The sequence below is a fragment of the Plantactinospora sp. ZYX-F-223 genome (genome assembly GCF_039649625.1).
Taxonomy (GTDB): domain Bacteria; phylum Actinomycetota; class Actinomycetes; order Mycobacteriales; family Micromonosporaceae; genus Plantactinospora.
On sequence record NZ_JBDJAV010000013.1, the window covers coordinates 165,523 to 186,589 of the forward strand.

Genomic DNA, 21,067 nt, shown 5'->3' on the forward strand with positions numbered 1-21,067 from the left:
ACCCCGCGAGTTCGGCTGGCAGGCCCTGGCCGGTGGGCTCTACTTCCCCGGTGCTCTTCGGAATGGTGGTGTTGGGAGCCAGGTCCTGAGGGTGCTGGATCGGTTGCCGTGTCGGCGTTGATACATGGCGTATCCGGCGAACAGGGCCAGCACCAGTGTGGAGGTGGCGAGGCCGCCGTAGAGGACGCTGAGGGTGTTGTCGCTGCCAGCGTCGCTTCGGCTGGCGGTGGGGGCGGGATTTGCTAGCTTGCCGGTCCCGCATCCGGCGGTGCGTTGATCGGACGCGGCTCCGGCGGCCGGGCGGCAGAGACGCTTTGCTGCCCCTGGTGGCGCTCGATCAAGGTGCCGGAATCAACGCGTTCGATCGTCTCGTCTACCTCCGGTCGAGGTTCCACTGTCGAGGCAGGTCCCCGGCGCAGGCGACGCAGCTGAAGTCGTCGTCCCGGACCACGTTGCACAAGCCGCAGTCCGGGCAGCGGCGGAAGATCAGGCCGGCCGTGAAGCCGTGCGGGTGCGGCAGTCCGGCCCGGTCGAGCGCAGAGGCCACCGCCGGCCAGGAGTCGAGGTCGGGACAGTAGCCGGTGGATTGGTTGCTGACATAACTGACGACCCAGTGACCAGACGGGACGTTCCGCCCGCCCGCCTGATCGGGTACGAAGGCGACCTCCCCGGCACCGAGTACGTCCTGCCCTCCGGCGCAGGCGACGTGCTCACTGCGCCTCGGCGCCAGTCGCAGTACGCCGGTCAGGTCCACCACGTAGCTAACCGGCTCGGCCAGCTCTGGTACGGCCACTGACGCCACCCAGCGTGCGAAGTCCGCCGGGCAGGTAACCCGGTACCCGGCACCATCCGGGCGGATTCCGGCCCGGATGTCGGCGGGTCCGACGTACCGGTACCGGCGTGCCGGGGTGGCCATGCGCCGACGGTAGCCGTTCGCGGCACCGCCCCGCGAGCGTGAAATCGCCGATGTACACCGGATCGACGGCGTTGAGCATCCCCGGTCCGAGCGGTATCGGAGCACAGATCACCCCTCACCAGGTGGTGCCCCGCCGAGCGGGTCGCCGGGGCCCGCGGCCTGCCCTACCGGCTGGCCGGCGGCGTCGGAGGTGGAAGGAGTTGCACGGTGGGACTGCTGCTGGCGTTCCACGACGCGTCGTACGCGACGACGTAGACCGTCTCGTAGCCACCGCGTGGCGCGATCACGGCGCTGTTGGTGCCGACCTTGGCGTCGACCCTGACCTCGTCCACGACGAACACGTGGTAGACGTGGTATTCGACCACGCCGATGTCGTCCGTCGCCGGTTCCCAGGTGACCAGATAGCCGTCCGGGGTGACAGCGGTAACCACCGGGGTTCCCGGCGGGCTGGGCGGGACGGTGTTGTCACCACTGCGCGGGAAGGACGGCGGCTGCCGGACGGACGTGCGGGAGGAGAACCCCGACGTGTTGCCGGCCGCGTCGCGGGCGGTGACCGAGAAGTGGGTCTGCGCCGCCGTCGGGGCGAGCTGCAGGGTCAGCGGGGAGTTGTCCGGTACGACCCGGGCCAGATACTGCGAGTAGAACTGGTCGCCCTGGTAGACGTAGTACTGCGCCACCCCGACGTTGTCGGTCGACGCCGGCCAGGTGATGGTGACCGCACCCGGTACGACCGACAGCACCTGCGGCTGGCCGGGCGTGCTCGGCGGCAGGATGTCCGGGGCCGACGGTTCCACCAGGACGTCGTCGAACCAGCCGGTGGCGTAGCTGGTGGCCAGGCCGATCCGGCCGCTGGCGAATTGGCCGTCGGTGGCGGTGACCGAGACCGTCCCGAGCTGCCCGACCAGGTGGTCGCCCCGGAGTGCGAGCCGCAGCGTCTGCCAGCCGCCGATCGCCGCCGTCACCGGGGCGGAGGCGAGCACGGTGACCCGACCGGAGACGAGTTTGCCCAGTTCGAGCTGGCTGTTTCCGCGCAGGTTCAGGTAGTAGTGACTGGTGTTGGACTGGACCCGGGCGAGCAGCCCGATCGAGGAGCGCGCGGTACCCAGCGCGTTCGGCCTGACCTGCGCGCTGACCGCGTAGTCGGTCCAGCTCGGGTCACCGGTCCGGGCACTGGCGACGGCACTGCCGGAACGCTGCCGGTACACCCACGTGGTGTCGCTGCCGACCGACCACACGCCGCCGACGGTTGACCAGCCGGCGGCGTTGCCGTCCTCGAAGTCGTCCGCGAACAGCGGTACCGCCACCTCCGCTGCGGAGTCGGTCCGACCTGGTGCAGGGTCTCGGTGCGTCCGGGCCAGATCTGCGCCAGCGGTCACCGGCGCGGGCAGCGTCCCGGTCACCCTTCCGGACAACGTCCCGGCCGCCGGCCCTCCGGCTCGCGCGGCTCCGGCTGGGGCCGATCCGACCTCCGCCGCTCCACCCGGCACGAATCCAGCTACCAGTGCGCCGTCCGTGGCCGCCCCGGCGACGGGTGAGGGCAGGACGGCCGCGAGGGCGGCGGTGGTGACCAGTGCCAGGCCGGCGGCGATCGGGGCGTACGGACGGCGGCCAGGCCGGTGGCGGCCCTCGACGGTACTGACGGGGACGGACACGGCGACGACCTGCCTTCGGCAACGGACCGGGCGGCGTCGCAGTCGAACGACGGTGGACCCGACCGGCAGTGGTAACTGAGCGTGAGAAGAGCCAACTCTATGTATGGAGATTGGAAGATGTCAATGTGATCGCGAGGGGCGCGGCTTCGCCCGAATGTGATCGGTGGCTATCTATTGACTTAGTTTGGAAGCAAAACTAAATTTCTTCGGTGAGCGATGTCGCGCGCGCCATCTCCAGGCCGCAGTCGAGCCCTCGACTGCTCCGGCTATCCCGGCGTCCGTCCCGTCAGCGCCGGGCCGACAAGGAGGTCATCGTGCTGCGCACCGCACGTCTGGCGATCGGCGCGTTCGCGCTCGCCGTCGTACTGACCGTCACCGCCGCACCCGCGCCCGTCCAGGCTGCCGTCTGGAGTTCCAGCGACCGCTGGGGCACCTGGTCCAGTGGCGGCTACACGCTCTACAACAACATCTGGGGCTCGGGATACGGTCCGCAGACCATCTGGGCCAACTCGCCGAGCAACTGGGGAGTCTGGGCCGACCACCCGAACACCGGTGGGATCAAGGCGTACCCGAACGCGACCCGGTACATCGGGCGTCGGGTAAGTGCCCTGGGCAACGTCACCAGCAGCTTCAACGTGACGGTGCCGACCAGCGGCAGCGGCATCGCCTACACCACGGCGTACGACATCTGGACCACCGACCACGGGCACGAGATCATGCTCTGGATGAACAAGTACGGGCCGGTCGGCCCGCTCGGCAGTTTCCAGGTCAGGGCATCGGTCGGCGGGCACTCCTGGGACATCTACCGGGGGTCGAACGGATCCAACCAGGTCTACTCGTTCATCCGGACCAGCAACACCACCTCCGGCACCGTCGACATCCGGGGCATCGCCACCTGGATCCGCGACCGTGGCTGGTTCGGTGACGTCACGATCGGCGACGTCCAGCTCGGCTACGAGATCACCTCGTCCGCCGGTGGCCGGGACTTCGTCACCAACAGCTTCTCGGTCTCCGGCTGAGGGCAACTCCGGCTGCGCGGAAGGGACCCCTTTCGCGGAAGATCCGCGGGACGGGTCCCTTCTGTGTGCCCTCGGCGCACGCCGCCGCGCCCTCGGGAGGACTGCCGGTGGCCCGCCGCCAACGCCCTCAGCGGATGCTGCCCTCGGTGGCCCGGCGTACCACCCAGCTGTTCAGCACCTGGTGGATGCTGTGCAGCATCTGGTGGATCTGGTCCAGGCGTTCCGCCTGGGCCAGGGCCGCGTACGCCTGCGAGAGCGCGATCTGCTGGTCGACGGTCAGATGTGCCTGGTCGATGGTGTACAGCAGTTCGACGGTCTCGGCGATGGTGTCGGCCACGACGTCCTCCTCAGGCGGATCCGTGGAAGCGCTCCCAGCGTAACTTAACCGGATCCACATAGATCCATGCATGCGAATACCGACTATCCGCGATCAGCCTGTGATCAGGCCACGATCAGGTATCGCCGGGCTCGGCCGGAGCCACCTGGGCCAGGTTGGTCAGCACCACGTCGAGGACCCGGACCGCCTCCGGCTTGGCCAGCGGGTTGTTGCCGTTTCCGCACTTCGGGGACTGCACGCAGGACGGGCAGCCGGCCTCGCAGCCGCACTCCGCAATCGCGTCCCGGGTCGCGGAGAGCCACGCCGACGCCGCCCGGTACGCCCGCTCGGCGAAGCCCGCGCCGCCCGGGTGTCCGTCGTAGACGAAGACCGTCGGCGCCTCGGTGTCCGGATGGTTGGCCGTGGAGAGCCCGCCGATGTCCCAGCGGTCGCAGGTGGCGACCAGTGGCAGCAGCCCGATCGCGGCGTGCTCGGCCGCGTGCAGCGCACCGGGCACCTCGGCCGCCTCCACCCCGGCCGCCGCCAGCGACTCCGGCGAGACCGTGAACCAGACCGCGACCGTACGCAGCTCCCGGGCGGGCAGGTCCAGCGGCAGGGTGGCCAGTACCTCGCCGGAGGCGAGCCGGCGGCGCTGGTACGACACCACCTGGCTGGTCACGTCGACCTCGCCGAGGAACATCCCGACCGGACCACAGTCGAGGTAGGAACGGACCGAGACGACGGAGAGCGAGGTGACGTCCCGGGGATGGGTGGACCAGTCCGGTTCCTCGGCGTGCACCAGCGCGCACCCGTCGTCGAGATCGAGGTCGTCCACCACGTACGACACGCCCTGGTGCAGGTAGACCGCGCCGGGGTGGACCTGGAAGTGCGACGACGCCGGATCGACCGTGCCGAGCAGCCGGCCGGTCGACGACTCGACCACGTCCACCGGGGCTCCGCCGGTGCCGCGCAGGTCCACCTCGGGCCGCCCGGCGTGCCGCCAGTACCAGCCCGTCGGGCGCCGCCGGAGCGCGCCGCCGGCCACCAGCGCCTCGACCGCCTCCTTCGCCCCCTCGCCGAAGAGTTCCAGGTCGGCCGGGGTCAGCGGGGATTCCGCCGCCGCGCAGCAGAGCTGCGGCCCCAGCACGTACGGGTTGGCCGGGTCGAGCACGGTCGCCTCGACCGGCCGGCCGAACAGCGCCTCCGGATGGTGCACCAGATAGGTGTCCAGCGGGTCGTCCCGGGCCACCAGCACCGCCAGCGCCTCCCGGCCGGAGCGCCCGGCCCGGCCCGCCTGCTGCCAGAGCGAGGCCCGGGTGCCGGGATAGCCGCAGATCAGCACCGCGTCCAGGCCGACCAGGTCGACGCCGAGCTCCAGCGCGCTGGTCGAGGCGAGCCCGAGCAACTCACCGCCGAGCAGCGCCTGCTCCAGCGAGCGGCGCTCCTCGCGCAGGTAGCCGGACCGGTAGGCGGCGACCCGGGCCCCCAGGCCGGGCACGGCCTCGTCCAGCGAGCGCCGCGCGGTGGTGGCGATCACCTCGGCCCCGCGCCGGGACCGGACGAAGGCCAGCGTCCGGACTCCGGCCGCGACCGTGTCGCCGAGCAGGTCGGCGGTCTCCCGCAACGCGGAGCGGCGTACCGGGGCGGCGTCGACCCCGGCGCCCGCCGCCGACTCGGCGAGGTCGGCCGGGTCCGGGCCGTCCGACGGCGGCGGCAGCAGCGGCGGTTCCCAGAGCGCGAAGGTCAACCCGCCGCGCGGCGCGGTGTCCTCGGTGACCGCGGTGACCGGCAGCCCGGTCAGCCGCTCGGCCGCCGCGGCCGGGTCGCCCGAGGTCGCCGAGGCCAGCACGAAGACCGGCCCGTCCGGTGCCGGCCCGGTGCCGCCGCTCGCGCCCCGCTGCCCCGGCACCGACCTGGGGGTACCCGGATAGCGCGCGGCCTGCCGCCGCAGCCGGCGCAGTACGTGTGCCACGTGCGACCCGAAGACGCCCCGGTAGGTGTGACACTCGTCGACCACCACGAACGCCAGCCGGCGCAGGAAGGCGGACCACTTGGCGTGCCCGGGCAGGATGCCGTGGTGCAGCATGTCCGGGTTGGTCAGTACGAACCGGGAGTGCTGGCGTATCCAGTCCCGCTCGGCGCGCGGGGTGTCGCCGTCGTAACATGCCGGCCGTACCCCGTCGAGGCCCAGCGCGGCGACGGCCCGGAGTTGGTCGGCGGCGAGGGCCTTCGTCGGGGCCAGGTAGAGCACGGTGGCCCGGGGGTCGGCGAGCAGCGTGGCCAGCGCCGGGAGCTGGTACGCGAGCGACTTTCCCGACGCGGTGCCGGTGGCGACCACCACGTGCCGGCCGGCGTACGCGTGCCCGGCCGCCTCGGCCTGGTGCCGCCACGGCGCGACCACGCCCTGCCCGGCGAGGGCCGCGCGCAGCTCCGCCGGCACCCACTCCGGCCAGTCGGCCACCGTGCCGGGGCGGGCCGGCACCCGCTCGACGTGGGTCACCGGGGTCCCGGTCGTGCCGCCGTGCGCCCGGGCGCGCAGCAGGTCCAGCAGCTCACCCGCGCCGGGCCGACCGGTCGGGCGGGAGTCCCCGACCCCGGTACCGGCCGATACTGTTGCGGGAAACGTCACGCCCTGCACTCTTGCACTCTCGTACGTGCGTCGGAAGGCCGGGTAGCGGTCGGTCCGCCGTCGCTGCGCGGTCCGCTGGTCGATGGTTAGATGCCCAGGAGCGTTCCTGGCCGGTCAGAGGAGGACTGATGGATCTGTCGCTGACGACCCGCGCCATCGGTGAGTACACGGTGTTGGAGGTTGGCGGCGAGGTCGACGTCTACACCGCTCCGCGGCTGCGCGAACGTCTGGTCGAGCTGATCGACGGCGGGGCCCGGGCGATCGTCGTGGACCTGGGTCGGGTGGACTTCCTCGACTCGACCGGCCTCGGCGTGCTGGTGGGGGCGCTCAAGCGGCTGCGTCCCGTCGGCGGGACCTTCGGGCTGATCTGCGACAAGGAGCCGCTGCTCAAGATCTTCCGGATCACCGCCCTCGACCAGGTCTTCCCGATCTACCCCACGCTGGACGCCGCCACCTCGGCCGACTCCTCCGGTGCCGATGCCTGATGTCGACGGTCGACGCATGATGTCGAAGGTCAGACTCTCCTTCACCCCGGCCCCGGTCCACGTCCGCACCGCCCGGTTGGTCGGGGTCGCGGTGGCCCGGCGGGCCGGCGTGCCCGAGGAACTGCTCGACGAGGTACGACTGGCGATCGGTGAGGCCTGCGCCCGGGCGGTCGCCCTGCACCGCCAGTACGGGTTGAGCGATCTGGTGCTGGTCGAGATGTCGGACGGTCCGGCGTACACCGTCCGGGTGATCGACCGGGCGCCGATCGAGGCCGGGTTGGGGTTGGCCGCGCTGCCCCCCGACGAGCTGGCCGACGAGTCGCTGACCGACGAGGCGCTGACGGTGGGTGTCGGGTTTGCCCTGCTCGCGGGCTTTGTCGAGGACCTCCAGGTGCGTCCGGTCGACGAGGGCGTCGGCACCGAGGTCCGGATGGCCTGGCCGCTCGGGCGGTAGCCCGGCTGCTCGCCGGCACCCGCATTACCAGAACCGCGCGGCTAACACAGCGACGAAGATCATCACGACTGGGTGGGTCCTCTGTGTGACCTCCAACACGGCGGACCGCTAGAGTACCCGGGGTTATCAGCAAGTGTGCTGGTCCCGCTCCTGTGGGTGGGGGAGCATCGCCGATCGCGGGGGCAGGTGGGTCGGCGGAACGCTTGCGAATTTGTCGCTCCACGCGTGGAGACGTCTGGCCGGTTCGTCCGCCGGCCCGGCGCGAGTGTTCGGTACAGGAGGACATAGATGTCCCAGTTTTGGGCCGCCGATGGTGGCGGGCTGTCCCTCGGCGGCGAGAACCTGTCGTATGTCGTCGTCGCGGCGGTTATCGCCCTGGTGGCGCTCGGCTTCGCGGGTGCGCTGACCAAGGCCGTGCTCTCGACCGGCAAGGGCACCGAGAAGATGCAGGAGATCGCGGGCGCCGTGCAGGAGGGGGCCTCGGCCTACCTGCTCCGGCAGTTCCGCACCCTCGCCATCTTCGTCGTGGCCGCCGTGATCCTGCTCTTCCTGCTGCCGGTGCACGACACCGAGGGCAACGAGACGCTGGTGAAGATCGGCCGATCGGGCTTCTTCGTGGTCGGTGCCCTGTTCAGCGCGTTCATCGGTGGTGCCGGCATGGCCCTGGCCACCCGGGCCAACCTGCGGGTCGCGGCCGCCGCCCGGGAACACCAGGGCGGCCGGGAAGCGGCGATGCAGATCGCGTTCCGTACCGGTGGCGTCGTCGGCTTCCTCACCGTCGGCCTCGGCCTGGTCGGTGCGGCGGCGGTCGTCCTGATCTACAAGGGTGACGCGCCGACCGTGCTGGAGGGCTTCGGTTTCGGTGCCGCGCTGCTCGCCATGTTCATGCGGGTCGGCGGCGGCATCTTCACCAAGGCGGCCGACGTCGGCGCCGACCTGGTCGGCAAGGTCGAGCAGGGCATCCCGGAGGACGACCCGCGCAACGCGGCGACCATCGCCGACAACGTGGGCGACAACGTCGGTGACTGCGCCGGCATGGCGGCCGACCTGTTCGAGTCGTACGCGGTGACCCTGGTCGCCGCGCTGATCCTCGGCCGGGCGGCGTTCGGCGAGCACGGGCTGGTCTTCCCGCTGATCGTCTCCACCATCGGTGTGCTGATCGCCATCCTCGGGGTGTTCATCACCCGGCTGCGGGCCGGCGACCGGTCCGGGCTCACCGCGATCAACCGGGCGTTCTACGCCTCTGCGGTGGTCTCGGCGATCCTGGTCGCGGTGATGGCCTTCGTCTATCTGCCGGCCACCTGGGCCGAGCTGCTCGGCAACGAGTGGCGCAGCGCGCTCGGCCTCGCCGAGGGTGCGGCCGAGCCGATCGACCCGCGGATCCTCGCCATCGGCGCCGTGGTGATCGGCATCGTGCTGGCCGCCGCCATCCAGGCACTGACCGGGTACTTCACCGAGACCAACCGGCGGCCGGTGCAGGACATCGGCAAGTCGTCGCTGACCGGCCCGGCCACTGTGGTGCTGGCCGGGATCAGCGTCGGGCTGGAGTCGGCGGTCTACTCCGCACTGCTGATCGGCGCCGGGGTCTTCGGCGCGTTCCTGCTGGGTGGCGGCTCGCTCACGCTCTCGCTCTTCGCGGTGGCGCTGGCCGGTACCGGTCTGCTCACCACGGTCGGCGTGATCGTCGCGATGGACACCTTCGGGCCGATCTCCGACAACGCGCAGGGCATCGCCGAGATGTCCGGCGACATCGACGAGCAGGGCGCGCGTACGCTCACCGAGCTGGACGCGGTCGGCAACACCACCAAGGCGATCACCAAGGGCATCGCGATCGCCACGGCGGTGCTCGCCGCCACCGCGCTGTTCGGGTCGTACACCGACACGCTCGGCACGGCGCTGCGGGACGCGGGTTCCGACCTGTCGATCGACGGGCTACTCAACGTGGCCAACCCGCGCAACCTGGTGGGTCTGATCGTCGGTGCCGCGGTGGTCTTCCTCTTCTCCGGTCTGGCCATCAACGCGGTCTCCCGCTCGGCGGGTGCCGTGGTGATGGAGGTACGCCGGCAGTTCCGCGAGCTGCCCGGGATCATGGATTACAGCCAGCGGCCGGAGTACGGCAAGGTGGTCGACATCTGCACCCGGGACGCGCAGCGCGAGCTGATGACCCCGGGGCTGCTCGCCATCCTGGCGCCGATCGCGGTCGGTTTCGGGCTCGGCCCCGGTGCGCTGGCCGCGTACCTTGCCGGCGCGATCGGAGCCGGCACCCTGATGGCGGTCTTCCTGGCCAACTCGGGTGGTGCCTGGGACAACGCCAAGAAGCTGGTCGAGGACGGCGCGTTCGGCGGCAAGGGCTCGGACGCGCACGCGGCCACGGTGATCGGTGACACCGTCGGTGACCCGTTCAAGGACACCGCCGGGCCGGCGATCAACCCGCTGATCAAGGTGATGAACCTGGTCTCGCTGCTGATCGCCCCGGCAGTGGTGGCCTGGAGCGTCGGCGAGGACAAGAACACCGGGCTGCGGATCGGGGTCGCGGTCGTCGCGGCGCTGATCATCGTCGCGGCGGTGGTGTTCAGCAAGCGCAAGCCGGTGGCCATGTCGGACTCCGACACCGGTACCGGCAGCGGCAACTCCGACCAGCAGCCGCAGACCGCCAACGTCTGAGGCCGGGACAGTCCGGATCCGGGCCCGTCGCGTACCCGCGACGGGCCCGGACCCGTTCCCGGACCGGCGACGGCGGCCCCGCCACCGGCCGGCTCGGGCGGTCCGGCATTGCGGCGTCGCTGCTCCGGTTCGGGTGGTTCGACGTGCGGCGCCGCTGGTGCGGCTCGGGCGTCCGAAATGGGGTCCGGGGCGGCTCGGCCGATTACCCCCCTCGCGAAGCCCGCTCCAACCCGTACGCTGCAACGCATGCGTACCCCCCGCACGGCATCCGCCGGAAGGTTCACGGCGGCCCTGTGCACGATCGCCCTGCTCCTCGGGGGCTGCGCCGGGGGACCCACCCCGCAGGCCTGGGCCGCCGCCGTCTGTGCGGCACTGGCGCCGTGGCGGGCCGAGATCGGGACGCTGACCCGGAGCACCCAGCAGCAGATGACCGCGCAGACCAGCCCGGCGCAGGCCAAGGAGAATCTGGTCCGGCTGCTCAGAGGTGCCGAACAGGCCAGCGAGACCGCCCGGCAGAAGGTGGAGGCGGCCGGCGTACCGGACACCGAGAAAGGTGAGGCGGTCTCCAAGGGCTTCGTCGCCTCGCTGACCGCCGTCCGGGACGCCTACGGCCGGGCCGGCGCGGCGATCGACGCACTCGGCACCGGGCAGGCCAGCGAGTTCTACGACGGCGTCAAGGCCGCGGTCGACACCCTCAACAAGGAGTACGACGCCAGTTCGCTCGACACCAGCGAGCTGGATTCGGTGGAGTTGAAGCGGGCCTTCGACGAGGTTCCGGAGTGTCGCTGACGCCCCCCGTCCCGCCCGTACCGGCCGAGTCGCCCGACCCGGCCGGCATGGCCGCCGAGCCACCCGAGCCACCCGAGCCACCCGACCCGCCCTCGGAGCCGACCGGCCCGATCCCGGCCCAGCCCCAGCCGCCCGGCGTAGCAACGGCCGAGCAGCCCGAGGCCATGGATGAGCGGTCCGGGGCAACGGCCGAGCAGCCCGAGCTGGTCGGGGTGGTGCCGGAGCGGCCCGCTCCGGATGCCGAGCCGGCCGGCGCGGTGCGGGGAGAGCCCGAGCGGCCGGACGGGGCGAGGAGTGAGGCCGTCCCGCCGGTACGGCAGCTCTCGCTCTTCGGGGTGGAGGCCGCCGACCCGTCCGTCGGTGACCTCGCCGGGCTGCTGGCCGGGCCGGGCGAGCTGGTCCGGATGGGTGGCACGGCCCGGATCACCATGGTGGTGGACGCCGCCTGGCGGGTGCACGTACTCGTCGCCGAGCTGGCCCGCCGGGGGTTGACCGCCAGCTGGTTGGGCCGGGTGGCGGAGCAGCACGGGGTGCAGACCTCCTACAGCACCCTGCTCGCCCCGCTGGCGGCGGGTTGGCTGCGCGGCACGGTGAAGCGGCCGCCCGGCAACTTCTTCCTGACCGGTCCCCGGCTGCGGCTCTGGGCGGCGGCAGCCGGCACTCCCGAGCCGCTCGGTTTCGTGCTCCGGCTCGGTGCCGCCGACGAGGCGTGCTGGGAGCCGGTCGGTGCCGCGCTGGCCGCGATCGGCCTGCCGGCGGTGCTGCTCGACGCGGGGGCCGGCGGCCCGGCGTACCGGATCACCGGGCGACGCCGGCTGGCCCGGTTGGCGGAGTTGGTGGGCGACCGCCCACCGACCGCCCCGCCGGGTCAGTGGCCGGGTGGGGTGTCCTGAGTACCCTCGATGGAGTACCCGCCGGAGACCCGGAGGGATCGACCGGTGTCGTAATCCGGACAGCCAGAAGTCAGATTTGTTCGGTTAATCCGGTTAGCGACCCACTGAGTGGGGCATGATCCGTCCGGTTGGTCCCGCACGGATCGCTCGTGGGTGTACGGTGTCGCCGTCCGGCATGACCGCCCGTCCCGTGTTGTTGCACCCGGTGTCACCGCAGCGTAGCGGTGGTCTTCTCGGGCCGCGCAACTCCACGGTCGGGGAGCGCGTTACGTTGGACGTCTGGCCACCGGGCGGCCGATCCGGCCCCGGCGGCGAGCGCGGACAGGGCGGTCCGCAGGGGGAAAGATCGTGAGTGAGGTCAGGAGAGACGTGCCGAGCAACGCCAGGAGCACCCGTCTGGTCATCGTCGAATCACCGGCGAAGGCGAAGACGATCTCGGGCTATCTCGGCCCGGGATACGTCGTCGAGGCCAGCCTGGGTCACGTCCGTGACCTGCCGCGCAACGCCGACGACGTGCCCGCCAAATACAAGGGTGAGTCCTGGGCCCGGCTCGGGGTCGACGTCGACAACGGGTTCGCCGCCCTCTACGTCGTGTCGCCGGACCGCCGGCAGCAGATCAGCAAGCTGACCCGGCTGGCCAAGGAGGTGGACGAGGTCTTCCTCGCCACCGACGAGGACCGCGAGGGCGAGGCCATCGCCTGGCACCTGGTCGAGACGCTCAAGCCCAAGGTGCCGGTCAAGCGGATGGTCTTCCACGAGATCACCCGGCAGGCCATCCAGGCCGCGGTGGCGAACCCGCGCGAGATCGACCGCGACCTGGTCGACGCCCAGGAGGCCCGGCGGATCCTGGACCGGCTCTACGGCTACGAGGTCTCCCCGGTGCTGTGGCGCAAGGTCCGCTCCGGGCTCTCCGCCGGCCGGGTCCAGTCGGTGGCCACCCGGATCGTGGTCGAGCGCGAGCGGCAGCGGATGGCGTTCCGCAGCGCGGAGTACTGGGACATCCTGGCCACCCTCGCCGTGCGGGGCACCGCCGAGGGCCCGCGCACCTTCTCCGCCACCCTGGTCGCGCTGAACGGCGACCGGATCGCCACCGGCAAGGACTTCGAGCCGACCACCGGCCAGGTGAAGCCGGGTGCCGGGGTGATGCACCTCGACGAGGCGGGCGCCCGTGGACTGGCCGCCCGCCTCGACGGGCGGCCTTTCACTGTGACCCGGGTGGACGAGAAGCCCTACCGGCGCCGCCCGTACGCGCCGTTCATCACCTCGACGCTCCAGCAGGAGGCGGCCCGGAAGCTGCGCTTCTCCTCGCAGCAGACGATGCGTACCGCCCAGCGGCTGTACGAGAACGGCTACATCACCTATATGCGTACCGACTCGGTGAACCTGTCGGAGACGGCCATCGCGGCCGCCCGCCGGCAGATCGCCGAGTTGTACGGCGAGCGGAACGTGCCGCCGGAGCCCCGCCGCTACACCGGCAAGGTGAAGAACGCCCAGGAGGCGCACGAGGCGATCCGCCCGGCCGGGGACAACTTCCGCACCCCCGGTGAGCTGGCGAACGAGCTCTCCGCCGAGGAGTTCCGGCTCTACGAGCTGATCTGGCGGCGGACCATCGCGTCCCAGATGACCGACGCGGTCGGCTCCAGCGTCTCGGTGCGGATCCGGGCGGTCTCCGGCGCGGGCGAGGAGGCCGACTTCGGCGCGACCGGCAAGACCATCACCGAGCCGGGCTTCCTGCGGGCGTACGTGGAGTCGTCCGACGACGAGAACGCCGAGGCCGAGGATGCCGAGCGGCGGCTGCCGAACCTGGTCAAGGACCAGCCGCTGACCGCCGAGGAACTGGCCGCGACCGGGCACCACACCCAGCCGCCGTCCCGCTACACCGAAGCGTCGCTGGTCAAGTCGCTGGAGGAGCTGGGCATCGGCCGGCCGTCCACGTACGCCTCGATCATGGCGACCATCCAGGACCGGGGGTACGTCTTCAAGCGCGGCCAGGCGCTGATCCCGTCCTTCCTGGCCTTCGCCGTGGTCGGCCTGCTGGAGCGGCACTACCCGCGACTCGTCGACTACAACTTCACCGCCGCGATGGAGAACGAGCTGGACGAGATCGCCGGTGGCGACCACGCGGCGGTGGACTTCCTGACCTCGTTCTACTTCGGCAGCGAGATGGGTGGCGACCAGTCGGTGGCCCGGTCCGGCGGGCTGAAGAAGATGGTCACCGAGAACCTGAGCGAGATCGACGCGCGCAGTGTGAACTCGATTCCGCTGTTCCGGGACGACGAGGGGCGCGACGTCGTGGTCCGGGTCGGCCGGTACGGCCCGTACCTGCAACGGAGCCTGCCCGGCGCGGAGCCGGCAGCCCGGGACACCGGCGACGGCGGCCCGCCCGAGGACACCTCCCCGGCCGGCGACCGGGCGCCGATCCCGGAGGGTGTGGCCCCGGACGAGCTGACCCCGGAGAAGGTGCACGAGCTGTTCCTCGGCGGTGGCGGGGAGCGCAAGCTCGGCGAGCACCCGGAGACCGGCGAGCCGATCGTGCTCAAGTCCGGCCGGTTCGGCCCGTACGTGGCCAGTGGCGAGCGCAAGTCGTCGCTGCTCCGCTCCCAGTCGCCGGAGTCGCTGACGATGACCGAGGCGCTGCAACTGCTCACCCTGCCCCGGGTGGTCGGGGTGGCTCCGGACGGCGCCGAGGTGCTGGCCGCGAACGGCCGCTACGGCCCGTACGTGAAGCGCGGGGACGAATTCCGGTCGCTGGAGTCGGAGGAGCAGCTCTTCACGGTCACCCTGGACCAGGCGCTGGCCCTGCTGGCGGCGCCGAAGACCCGGCAGCGCCGGGCGGCGGCCCCGCCGCTGCGGGAGATGGGCGCGGATCCGCTGACCGAGAAGCCGCTGGTGATCAAGGACGGCCGGTTCGGGCCGTACGTCACCGACGGCGAGACCAACGCGTCGTTGCGGCGCGGCCAGACTCCGGAGGCGCTGACTCTGGAGGAGGCGTCGGAGATGCTGGCCGAGAAGCGGGCCAAGGGCCCGGCGCCGCGCAAGCGGGCAGCCAAGAAGGCGACCGCCAAGAAGGCGGCGACGAAGGCCACCGGCGGCGAGACGGCCGCGAAGAAGGCGACCGCGAAGAAGACGGCGGCCAAGAAGACCGCCGCGAAGAAGACCACCGCCGCGAAGGCGACGGCGGCGAAGAAGGCTCCCGCCAAGAAGGCCGCCCCGCCGAAGGCGGCGACCTCCGCCGAGCCGACGGAGGGTTGAGCACGCCGCCGGGCCGGTATGAGGCATCGTCCGGTCCGGGGGCCGAACGATTTCCGGCCGGGTCAGGCCCCGAGCACCTGCTCGGTGTAGGAGTTCGCGAAGACCCGGTCCGGGTCGAGCCGGTCCCGCACGGCCAGGAAGTCGGCGAACCGGGGGTACGCCGGGCGCAGCGACTCGGCGTCCCGGTAGTGCAGCTTGCCCCAGTGCGGCCGGCCGCCCAGTTCGGCGGCGATCCGCTCGAAGGCCCGGAAGTACGGCTCGGCCGGCATGCCGGCGTACTGGTGGATCGCCACGTACGCCGACTCGCGCCCGTGGCCGTGCGAGAGCCAGATGTCGTCCGGGGCGGTGAACCGGACCTCGACCGGGAAGAGCACCCGGAACGGCAGCTCGTCGATCACCCGGCGCAGCCCGGCCAGCGCCTCCGGCAGGGCGGCCCGGGGCAGGGCGTACTCCATCTCCTCGAACCGCACCCGGCGCGGGGTGCAGAAGACCCGGTCGGAGCGGGCGGTGTAGCTGCGCGCGGTGAGCGCCCGGGCGGAGACGGCGGAGATCGTCGGTACCAGGGCCGGGGCGGCCCGGCCGAGCCGGCAGGCTCCGGCGAAGACGGAGTTGGCCAGGAAGTCGTCGTCCAGCCAGCTCCGGAACCGGGGCAGCGGCCGGTCGTCGGCGGGTACCCGGTTGTTGACCTTCACCTGCACCCGGTCGGTGTACGGGAACCAGTAGAACTCGAAGTGGTCGTTCCCGCCGACCAGTTCGGGCAGCTCGGCGAGCACCTCGACGAGCGGTGCCGGGCGCTCGTCGGCGCGGAGCACGAAGGCGTCCACGCAGTTCAGGGTCACCTCGGTGATCACCCCGAGGGCGCCGAGCCCGACCCGGGCCGCCGCGAAGACGTCGGCGTTCCGGTCGGCGGAGCACTCCAGCAGCTCACCGGTCCCGGTGACCAGGGTCAGTCCGGCGACGAAGGTGGAGAGGCAGCCGTAGCCGGCGCCGGTGCCGTGGGTACCGGTGGAGATCGCCCCGGCCAGCGTCTGCGCGTCGATGTCGCCGAGATTGGCCAGCGCCAAATCGTGTCCGGCGAGCACCTCGTTGAGCGCGTGCAGGGTGATCCCAGCCGGTACGGTGATCAGCCGACGCCCGGAATCGACCCGGACCGGTCCGGTCAGCGCGGTGAGATCGACCCGCTGGTCGTCGGCCCGGGCGATCGCGGTGAACGAGTGGCCGCTGCCGACCGGCTTGATCCGCCGGCCGGTGGCCCGGGCGGCCCGGACCGTGGCGACGACCTCGTCCACGGTCGACGGTCGCAACGCGTCGCCGATGACGCGCTGGTTGCCGGCCCAGTTGGACCATGAGGAGGTGACTCCGGGTGGTGCAGTACGCCCGCTCATCTGACCTCCCCTGGCTCTGACCAGGTCGCCGATGGACAAACATGAATTAGACTCGCGTCAAGGTGTACCAGGGCGAGTAAATCAGGATCGTCACGGCGAGTAAATACCGATATCCGTTCGGCTCGTTAGTCCGGATAGCGTTTCGAAACCGTGACGCCTAGTAACCTTCACCCCGTCGAAAGGGAGTGGCGACGAGTGTCCACGTCAACCGCCACATCCGGTCCACTGCGCCGCGTACCGGTGCAGGGCCGCAGCGTCGCCCGGGTCCAGCGCATGCTCGACGCCTGTGCCGAGATAGTCGACGAGGTCGGCTACGAGGGGCTGACCACGACCCTGCTCGCCGAGCGCGCCGGAGTGGCCATCGGGTCGGTGTACCAGTTCTTTCCCGACAAGCGAGCGATCGTGCAGGCACTGACCCTGCGCAACATGGAGGCGTACCTGGAGCGGCTCAGCGACCGGTTCTCCCGGGGCGACCTGACCCACTGGTGGGACGGGGTCGACGCCGCGATCGACGAGTACATCACGATGCACCGGAGGGTGCCCGGCTTCCGTACCCTGCACTTCGGCGACGTCGTCGACGTGCACCTGCTGGACGAGGACCGGGACAACAACGGCGTCATCGCCGAGCAGTTGGCCCGGGTGCTGGTCGAGCAGTTCGGCACCACCGACGCGCCCCGGCTGCGCTTCGCGCTGGAGATCGCGGTCGAGGCGGCCGACGCGTTGATCAAGCTGGCCTTCCGGCGCGATCCGGAGGGCGACGAGAAGGTGCTGACCGAGGCGACCGCGCTGATCCGGGAATACCTGCACCGGCACGTCGACGCCGCTCCCTCGGCCGGCTAGCCGGCCACCGGTCCACCAGTCCCGCGGCCGGCCGGTGCGCGCTCAGAGAAAGGCCCGGCCCTCGCCGCGATAGGTCGGCACCGTGCCCACGACCCGGTCCGACTCCACCAGGTGCAGCTCGCCGACGTGTTCCGCCAGCTCGCCGGCCTTGGCATGCCGGAACCAGACCCGGTCGCCGAGCCGCAGCGACTCGGCGGCGGCACCGGTCACCGGGGTCTGCACCTCCCCGGCGCCCTCGGTGCCGGTCAGCCGCAGACCCGGCGGCAGCCACGGGGTGGGCAGCCGGGTCCGGTCGGCCGGCCCGGACGCCACCCACCCACCGCCGAGCAGGGTCACCACCCTGGCGGCGGGACGGCGGACCACCGGCAGCGCGAAGAACGCCGCCGGTCGGGGCCGCCAGCTCTGGTAGGCGTCGAACAGCGTCGGCCCGTACAGGCCCGACCCGGCGGTGATCTCGGTTACCGCCGGGTCCGCCGCGGTCAGCGCGACGCTGCCGGTGCCGCCACCGTTGACGAACTCCAGGTCGGCGTGGTCGCGTACCGCCGCGACCGCCGCCGCGCGCCGGTCCACCAGTTCCCGGTACGACCGCCGTTGCAGTAGCCGGATGGTGGCACCGCGAACCGCCTGCCGGGGCGGTGCGTCGCCGAGCCCGGCGATCTGCGCCTCGTACGCCATCAGACCGACCAGCCGGAAGCCCGGCCGCTGCGCGATGGTGCCGGCCAGCGTGCCGGCCTCGTCGGCCGAGTGCACCGGTGAGCGGCGGATGCCGACGTGCAGCCGGCCGCCGAAGGCGTCGGCCATCGGGCGCCAGGACGCGTCCAGATCGAGGCAGGTCCGGATCTCCGCGCGGGAACCGGCAGTGGCGACCGCGTCGACCAGGTCGAGTTGGCCGGGGTTGTCCACCATCAGACAGATCTTGGCGGCCAGTTCCGGGTCGGCGGCGAGCTGGGCCAATGCCTGCCGGTCGGTGGTCGGGTAGCCGACCAGCGCGTCGTCGGTCACGCCGCTGCGGACCAGCCAGATCGCCTCGGCCAGCGTGTACGCCATCACGCCGCCCCAGCCGGGTCCGGCCAGGGCCCGGCCGAGCAGGGCCCGGCAGCGCAGCGACTTGCTGGCGATCCGGAGCGGCTTGCCGCCGGCCCGGTCGGCCAGAGCGCTGGCGTTGGCGTCGAACGCGTCGAGGTCGACCGCGGCGAAGGGCGGTTCGAGGTGCGCGGTCGCCCGGTCGAGGCGTTGACGCAGGAGGTCGCGTTCGGTGGCCATTTGAGCACGCTAACGCGCAAAACGATAATGCGAAACTGTCTCGCATATCCGGGCGTGGCGTCCGGGGCGACCCGTAGCCGCCCGACGCCGCTTGCCGGGGAGATCCACGATGCGCCCCCTAGGCCCCGGTTCCGGGGAATGTCGGGGTCGGGGCGGATCCGTACCGCGATTAGAGTGTGCTCGGGGGAGCCCAGCCATGGGCCGGGGCGTGGAGGGGTACGGCCATCGACGACAACGACAGGAGCGCGGAGCGCACAGCGCAGTCGCCGCCGAACACGCCCACGCCGGCATCTGCCGCCAGCCCGGTCGACCGGACCGGCTACCAGGCGCTCCGCTCGGTCATGCGGATCCGGCCGTTCCGCCGGCTCTGGCTGGTGCTCGGCGCCGCCTCGTTCGGTGACTGGCTCGGCCTGCTGGCCACCTCGATCTTCGCGTCCAGCCAGGTCACCGGGGACACCGCCAAGGGTCTCGCGTTCGGCGCCGTGATCGCGGTCCGGCTGCTGCCGGCCCTGCTGCTCGGCCCGATCGCCGGGGTGCTCGCCGACCGGTTCGACCGGCGCTACACGATGGTCATCTGCGACCTGCTCCGGTTCGTGCTCTTCGCCTCTATCCCGCTGGCCGCCCTGCTGGACGTCGGCGGTGGCCTGGTGGTCGGCTGGGCGGCGATCGCCACCTTCCTGATCGAGGCGATCACGCTGATCTGGATCCCGGCGAAGGAGGCCGCGGTCCCGAACCTGATCCCCCGGTCCCGGCTGGAGATGGCCAACCAGCTCACGCTGATCACCACGTACGGGCTCACCCCGGTGCTCGCCGCGGTCAGCATCGCCGTACTGGACCGGAGCATCCGGGCGGCCTCCGGCGGCCCGCCGCCCGGCTGGGCCGACCCGACCCAGTTGGCTCTCTACTTCAACTCGCTGAGCCGGCTGGCCACCGCGCTGGTGGTGTTCTTCGGCATCCGCGAGATCAGCGGTCGCAGCGGTCGCCGGGAGAGCATCGAGAAGGTCGAGCAGAGCGTGCTGCGCCAGTTCGTCGACGGCTGGCGGTTCATCGGGAGGACCCCGCTGGTCCGTGGCCTGGTGCTGGGCATCTTCGGCGCCTTTGCCGGCGGCGGCGTGGTGATCGGTACGGCGAACTTCTTCACCAAGTCGCTGGCCGCCGGTGACGCGGCGTTCTACCTGCTCTTCGGCTCAATCTTCCTCGGCCTGTCGCTCGGCATCGGGCTCGGGCCGATGATCGTCCGGGAGATGTCCCGGCGGCGCTGGTTCGGCATGAGCATCGTGCTGGCCAGCGCCTCGGTGCTGGTACTCGCCGGCTCCATCCACCTCTCCATGGCGATCCTCGGCGCGGTGCTGGTCGGCGCGGGTGCCGGAATGGCCTTCCTGGCCGGTACCACCCTGCTCGGTGGGGAGATCGCCGACGAGGTACGCGGCCGGGTCTTCGCCGTGGTGCAGACCGGGACCAGGCTGGTGCTGATCCTGGCCATCTCGGTGAGCAGCCTGCTGGTCGGCGTCGGCGGCTCCCGGCAACTACGCATCGCCGACCTGGGCATCTCGGTCTCCTCGACCCGACTGCTGCTGCTGGTCGCCGGGGCGGCCGGCATCCTCACCGGGATCAAGGCGTTCCGCCAGATGGACGACAAGCCGGGCGTACCGGTGCTGTCCGACCTCTGGGGCTCGATCCGGGGGCGTCCGCTCTTCCCGGCCGAGCCGTTCGCCGCGACCGGAGCCTTCGTGGTGTTCGAGGGCGGTGAGGGCGCGGGCAAGTCGACCCAGGCGAACAAGCTGGCCGAGGTGCTGCGCCGGCAGCACCACGAGGTGGTGGTGACCCGGGAGCCGGGCGCGACCGGAGTCGGGGAGCAGATCCGCGGCCTGGTGCTCGGCCGCACCACCGGCCCGGACGCGCTCGCCCCGCGGGCGGAGGCGCTGCTCTACGCCGCCGACCGGGCCCACCACGTCGCCACGGTGGTCCGCCCGGCGCTGGCCCGCGGCGCCGTGGTGATCAGCGACCGGTACGTCGACTCGTCCCTCGCCTACCAGGGCGCCGGCCGGACCCTGCCGGTCGAGGAGGTCTCCTGGCTCTCCTCCTGGGCCACCGGCGGCCTCAAGCCCGACCTGGTGGTACTGCTCGACATCGAACCCCGGACCGGCCTGGCCCGGGTCGACGCCCGGGGCGGCGACCCGGACCGGCTGGAGGGCGAGTCGATCGAGTTCCACGACCGGGTCCGGTACGCCTTCCTCGACCTGGCCGCCGCCGACCCCAAGCGCTACCTGGTGCTCGACGCCTCCCGGCCGGTCGACGAACTCGCGGCGGCGGTGGCCGAGCGGGTCACTGGGATGCTCGCCGACCCGGACGCGGCCGGCCATCCGGAACCGGCGAGCCCGCCGGACACCTCGGCGCGACCGGAGTTATCCGAAGCCGAGCTGCGGGCGCTGGTGGAATCGCGGGCCGAGGCGGAGCCCGGGGCCGGGGCGGATCCCTCGGTCGCCGCCGAGGCGGTCGCGGAACGGCAG

At 71.9% G+C, this 21,067-nt stretch carries 14 protein-coding genes and 1 pseudogene; 9 read left to right on the top strand and 6 right to left on the bottom strand.

Annotated elements, in window-relative coordinates; all coding sequences use genetic code 11:
* Positions 1–373: 373 nt before the first annotated feature.
* Both AAH979_RS15665 and AAH979_RS15670 read right to left on the bottom strand, forming a co-directional pair.
* Positions 374–916, bottom strand: coding sequence for a hypothetical protein (locus tag AAH979_RS15665; RefSeq protein WP_346258823.1), 543 nt, complete (start codon positions 914–916; stop codon positions 374–376).
* 164 nt (positions 917–1,080) lie between these two features.
* The gene (locus AAH979_RS15670) at positions 1,081–2,220 is read right to left on the bottom strand and encodes a hypothetical protein (RefSeq protein ID WP_346258824.1); all 1,140 of its coding nucleotides are present in this window, start codon (positions 2,218–2,220) and stop codon (positions 1,081–1,083) included.
* Between the two features lie 557 nt (positions 2,221–2,777).
* On the opposite strand from AAH979_RS15670, the gene AAH979_RS15675 reads away from it, so the two are divergent.
* A complete protein-coding gene (locus AAH979_RS15675; protein ID WP_346258825.1) occupies positions 2,778–3,587 on the top strand; it encodes a hypothetical protein in 810 nt (269 codons plus the stop codon).
* A 127-nt stretch (positions 3,588–3,714) separates the two neighbouring features.
* Here the strand turns inward: AAH979_RS15675 and AAH979_RS15680 are convergent, their stop codons facing one another.
* The gene (locus AAH979_RS15680) at positions 3,715–3,924 is read right to left on the bottom strand and encodes a hypothetical protein (RefSeq protein ID WP_107262234.1); all 210 of its coding nucleotides are present in this window, start codon (positions 3,922–3,924) and stop codon (positions 3,715–3,717) included.
* Positions 3,925–4,039: 115 nt separating this feature from the next.
* Positions 4,040–6,454, bottom strand: coding sequence for a DEAD/DEAH box helicase (locus AAH979_RS15685; protein WP_346258848.1), 2,415 nt, complete (start codon positions 6,452–6,454; stop codon positions 4,040–4,042).
* Between the two features lie 206 nt (positions 6,455–6,660).
* On the opposite strand from AAH979_RS15685, the gene AAH979_RS15690 reads away from it, so the two are divergent.
* The 6 genes from AAH979_RS15690 to topA all read left to right on the top strand — a co-directional run bounded on the left by AAH979_RS15690 (position 6,661) and on the right by topA (position 15,069).
* A complete protein-coding gene (locus AAH979_RS15690; protein ID WP_346258826.1) occupies positions 6,661–7,017 on the top strand; it encodes an STAS domain-containing protein in 357 nt (118 codons plus the stop codon).
* Between the two features lie 16 nt (positions 7,018–7,033).
* A complete protein-coding gene (locus AAH979_RS15695; protein WP_346258827.1) occupies positions 7,034–7,471 on the top strand; it encodes an ATP-binding protein in 438 nt (145 codons plus the stop codon).
* A 288-nt stretch (positions 7,472–7,759) separates the two neighbouring features.
* Entirely contained in the window at positions 7,760–10,135 is a 2,376-nt protein-coding gene (locus AAH979_RS15700) for a sodium-translocating pyrophosphatase (protein ID WP_346258828.1), read from the top strand.
* A gap of 246 nt (positions 10,136–10,381) precedes the next feature.
* A complete protein-coding gene (locus tag AAH979_RS15705) occupies positions 10,382–10,924 on the top strand; it encodes a hypothetical protein (RefSeq protein ID WP_346258829.1) in 543 nt (180 codons plus the stop codon).
* A 257-nt stretch (positions 10,925–11,181) separates the two neighbouring features.
* On the top strand, positions 11,182–11,817 hold the full coding sequence (locus AAH979_RS15710) for a hypothetical protein (protein WP_346258849.1): 636 nt from the start codon (positions 11,182–11,184) through the stop codon (positions 11,815–11,817).
* Positions 11,818–12,186: 369 nt separating this feature from the next.
* A complete protein-coding gene (gene topA, locus AAH979_RS15715; protein WP_346258850.1) occupies positions 12,187–15,069 on the top strand; it encodes a type I DNA topoisomerase in 2,883 nt (960 codons plus the stop codon).
* 62 nt (positions 15,070–15,131) lie between these two features.
* Here the strand turns inward: topA and AAH979_RS15720 are convergent, their stop codons facing one another.
* Entirely contained in the window at positions 15,132–16,454 is a 1,323-nt protein-coding gene (locus AAH979_RS15720; protein ID WP_346258830.1) for a D-arabinono-1,4-lactone oxidase, read from the bottom strand.
* Between the two features lie 273 nt (positions 16,455–16,727).
* Between AAH979_RS15720 and AAH979_RS15725 the strand changes: the two genes are divergently transcribed.
* On the top strand, positions 16,728–17,294 hold the full coding sequence (locus AAH979_RS15725) for a TetR family transcriptional regulator (RefSeq protein ID WP_346258851.1): 567 nt from the start codon (positions 16,728–16,730) through the stop codon (positions 17,292–17,294).
* Positions 17,295–17,336: 42 nt separating this feature from the next.
* Here the strand turns inward: AAH979_RS15725 and AAH979_RS15730 are convergent, their stop codons facing one another.
* A complete protein-coding gene (locus AAH979_RS15730) occupies positions 17,337–18,557 on the bottom strand; it encodes an amino acid deaminase/aldolase (protein ID WP_346258831.1) in 1,221 nt (406 codons plus the stop codon).
* A 374-nt stretch (positions 18,558–18,931) separates the two neighbouring features.
* On the opposite strand from AAH979_RS15730, the pseudogene tmk reads away from it, so the two are divergent.
* A pseudogene (gene tmk, locus AAH979_RS15735) lies at positions 18,932–20,980 on the top strand (dTMP kinase); the annotation flags it as partial.
* Positions 20,981–21,067 lie beyond the last annotated feature (87 nt).

Bases quoted from the DNA above. Each gene is read 5' to 3' on its own strand.
- AAH979_RS15665 (WP_346258823.1), bottom strand. From the start codon at position 916: ATGGCCACCCCGGCACGCCGGTACCGGTACGTCGGACCCGCCGACATC.
- AAH979_RS15695 (WP_346258827.1), top strand. From the start codon at position 7,034: ATGATGTCGAAGGTCAGACTCTCCTTCACCCCGGCCCCGGTCCACGTC.
- AAH979_RS15730 (WP_346258831.1), bottom strand. From the start codon at position 18,557: ATGGCCACCGAACGCGACCTCCTGCGTCAACGCCTCGACCGGGCGACC.
- AAH979_RS15700 (WP_346258828.1), top strand. From the start codon at position 7,760: ATGTCCCAGTTTTGGGCCGCCGATGGTGGCGGGCTGTCCCTCGGCGGC.
- AAH979_RS15725 (WP_346258851.1), top strand. From the start codon at position 16,728: ATGCTCGACGCCTGTGCCGAGATAGTCGACGAGGTCGGCTACGAGGGG.
- AAH979_RS15690 (WP_346258826.1), top strand. From the start codon at position 6,661: ATGGATCTGTCGCTGACGACCCGCGCCATCGGTGAGTACACGGTGTTG.
- AAH979_RS15720 (WP_346258830.1), bottom strand. From the start codon at position 16,454: ATGAGCGGGCGTACTGCACCACCCGGAGTCACCTCCTCATGGTCCAAC.
- AAH979_RS15705 (WP_346258829.1), top strand. From the start codon at position 10,382: ATGCGTACCCCCCGCACGGCATCCGCCGGAAGGTTCACGGCGGCCCTG.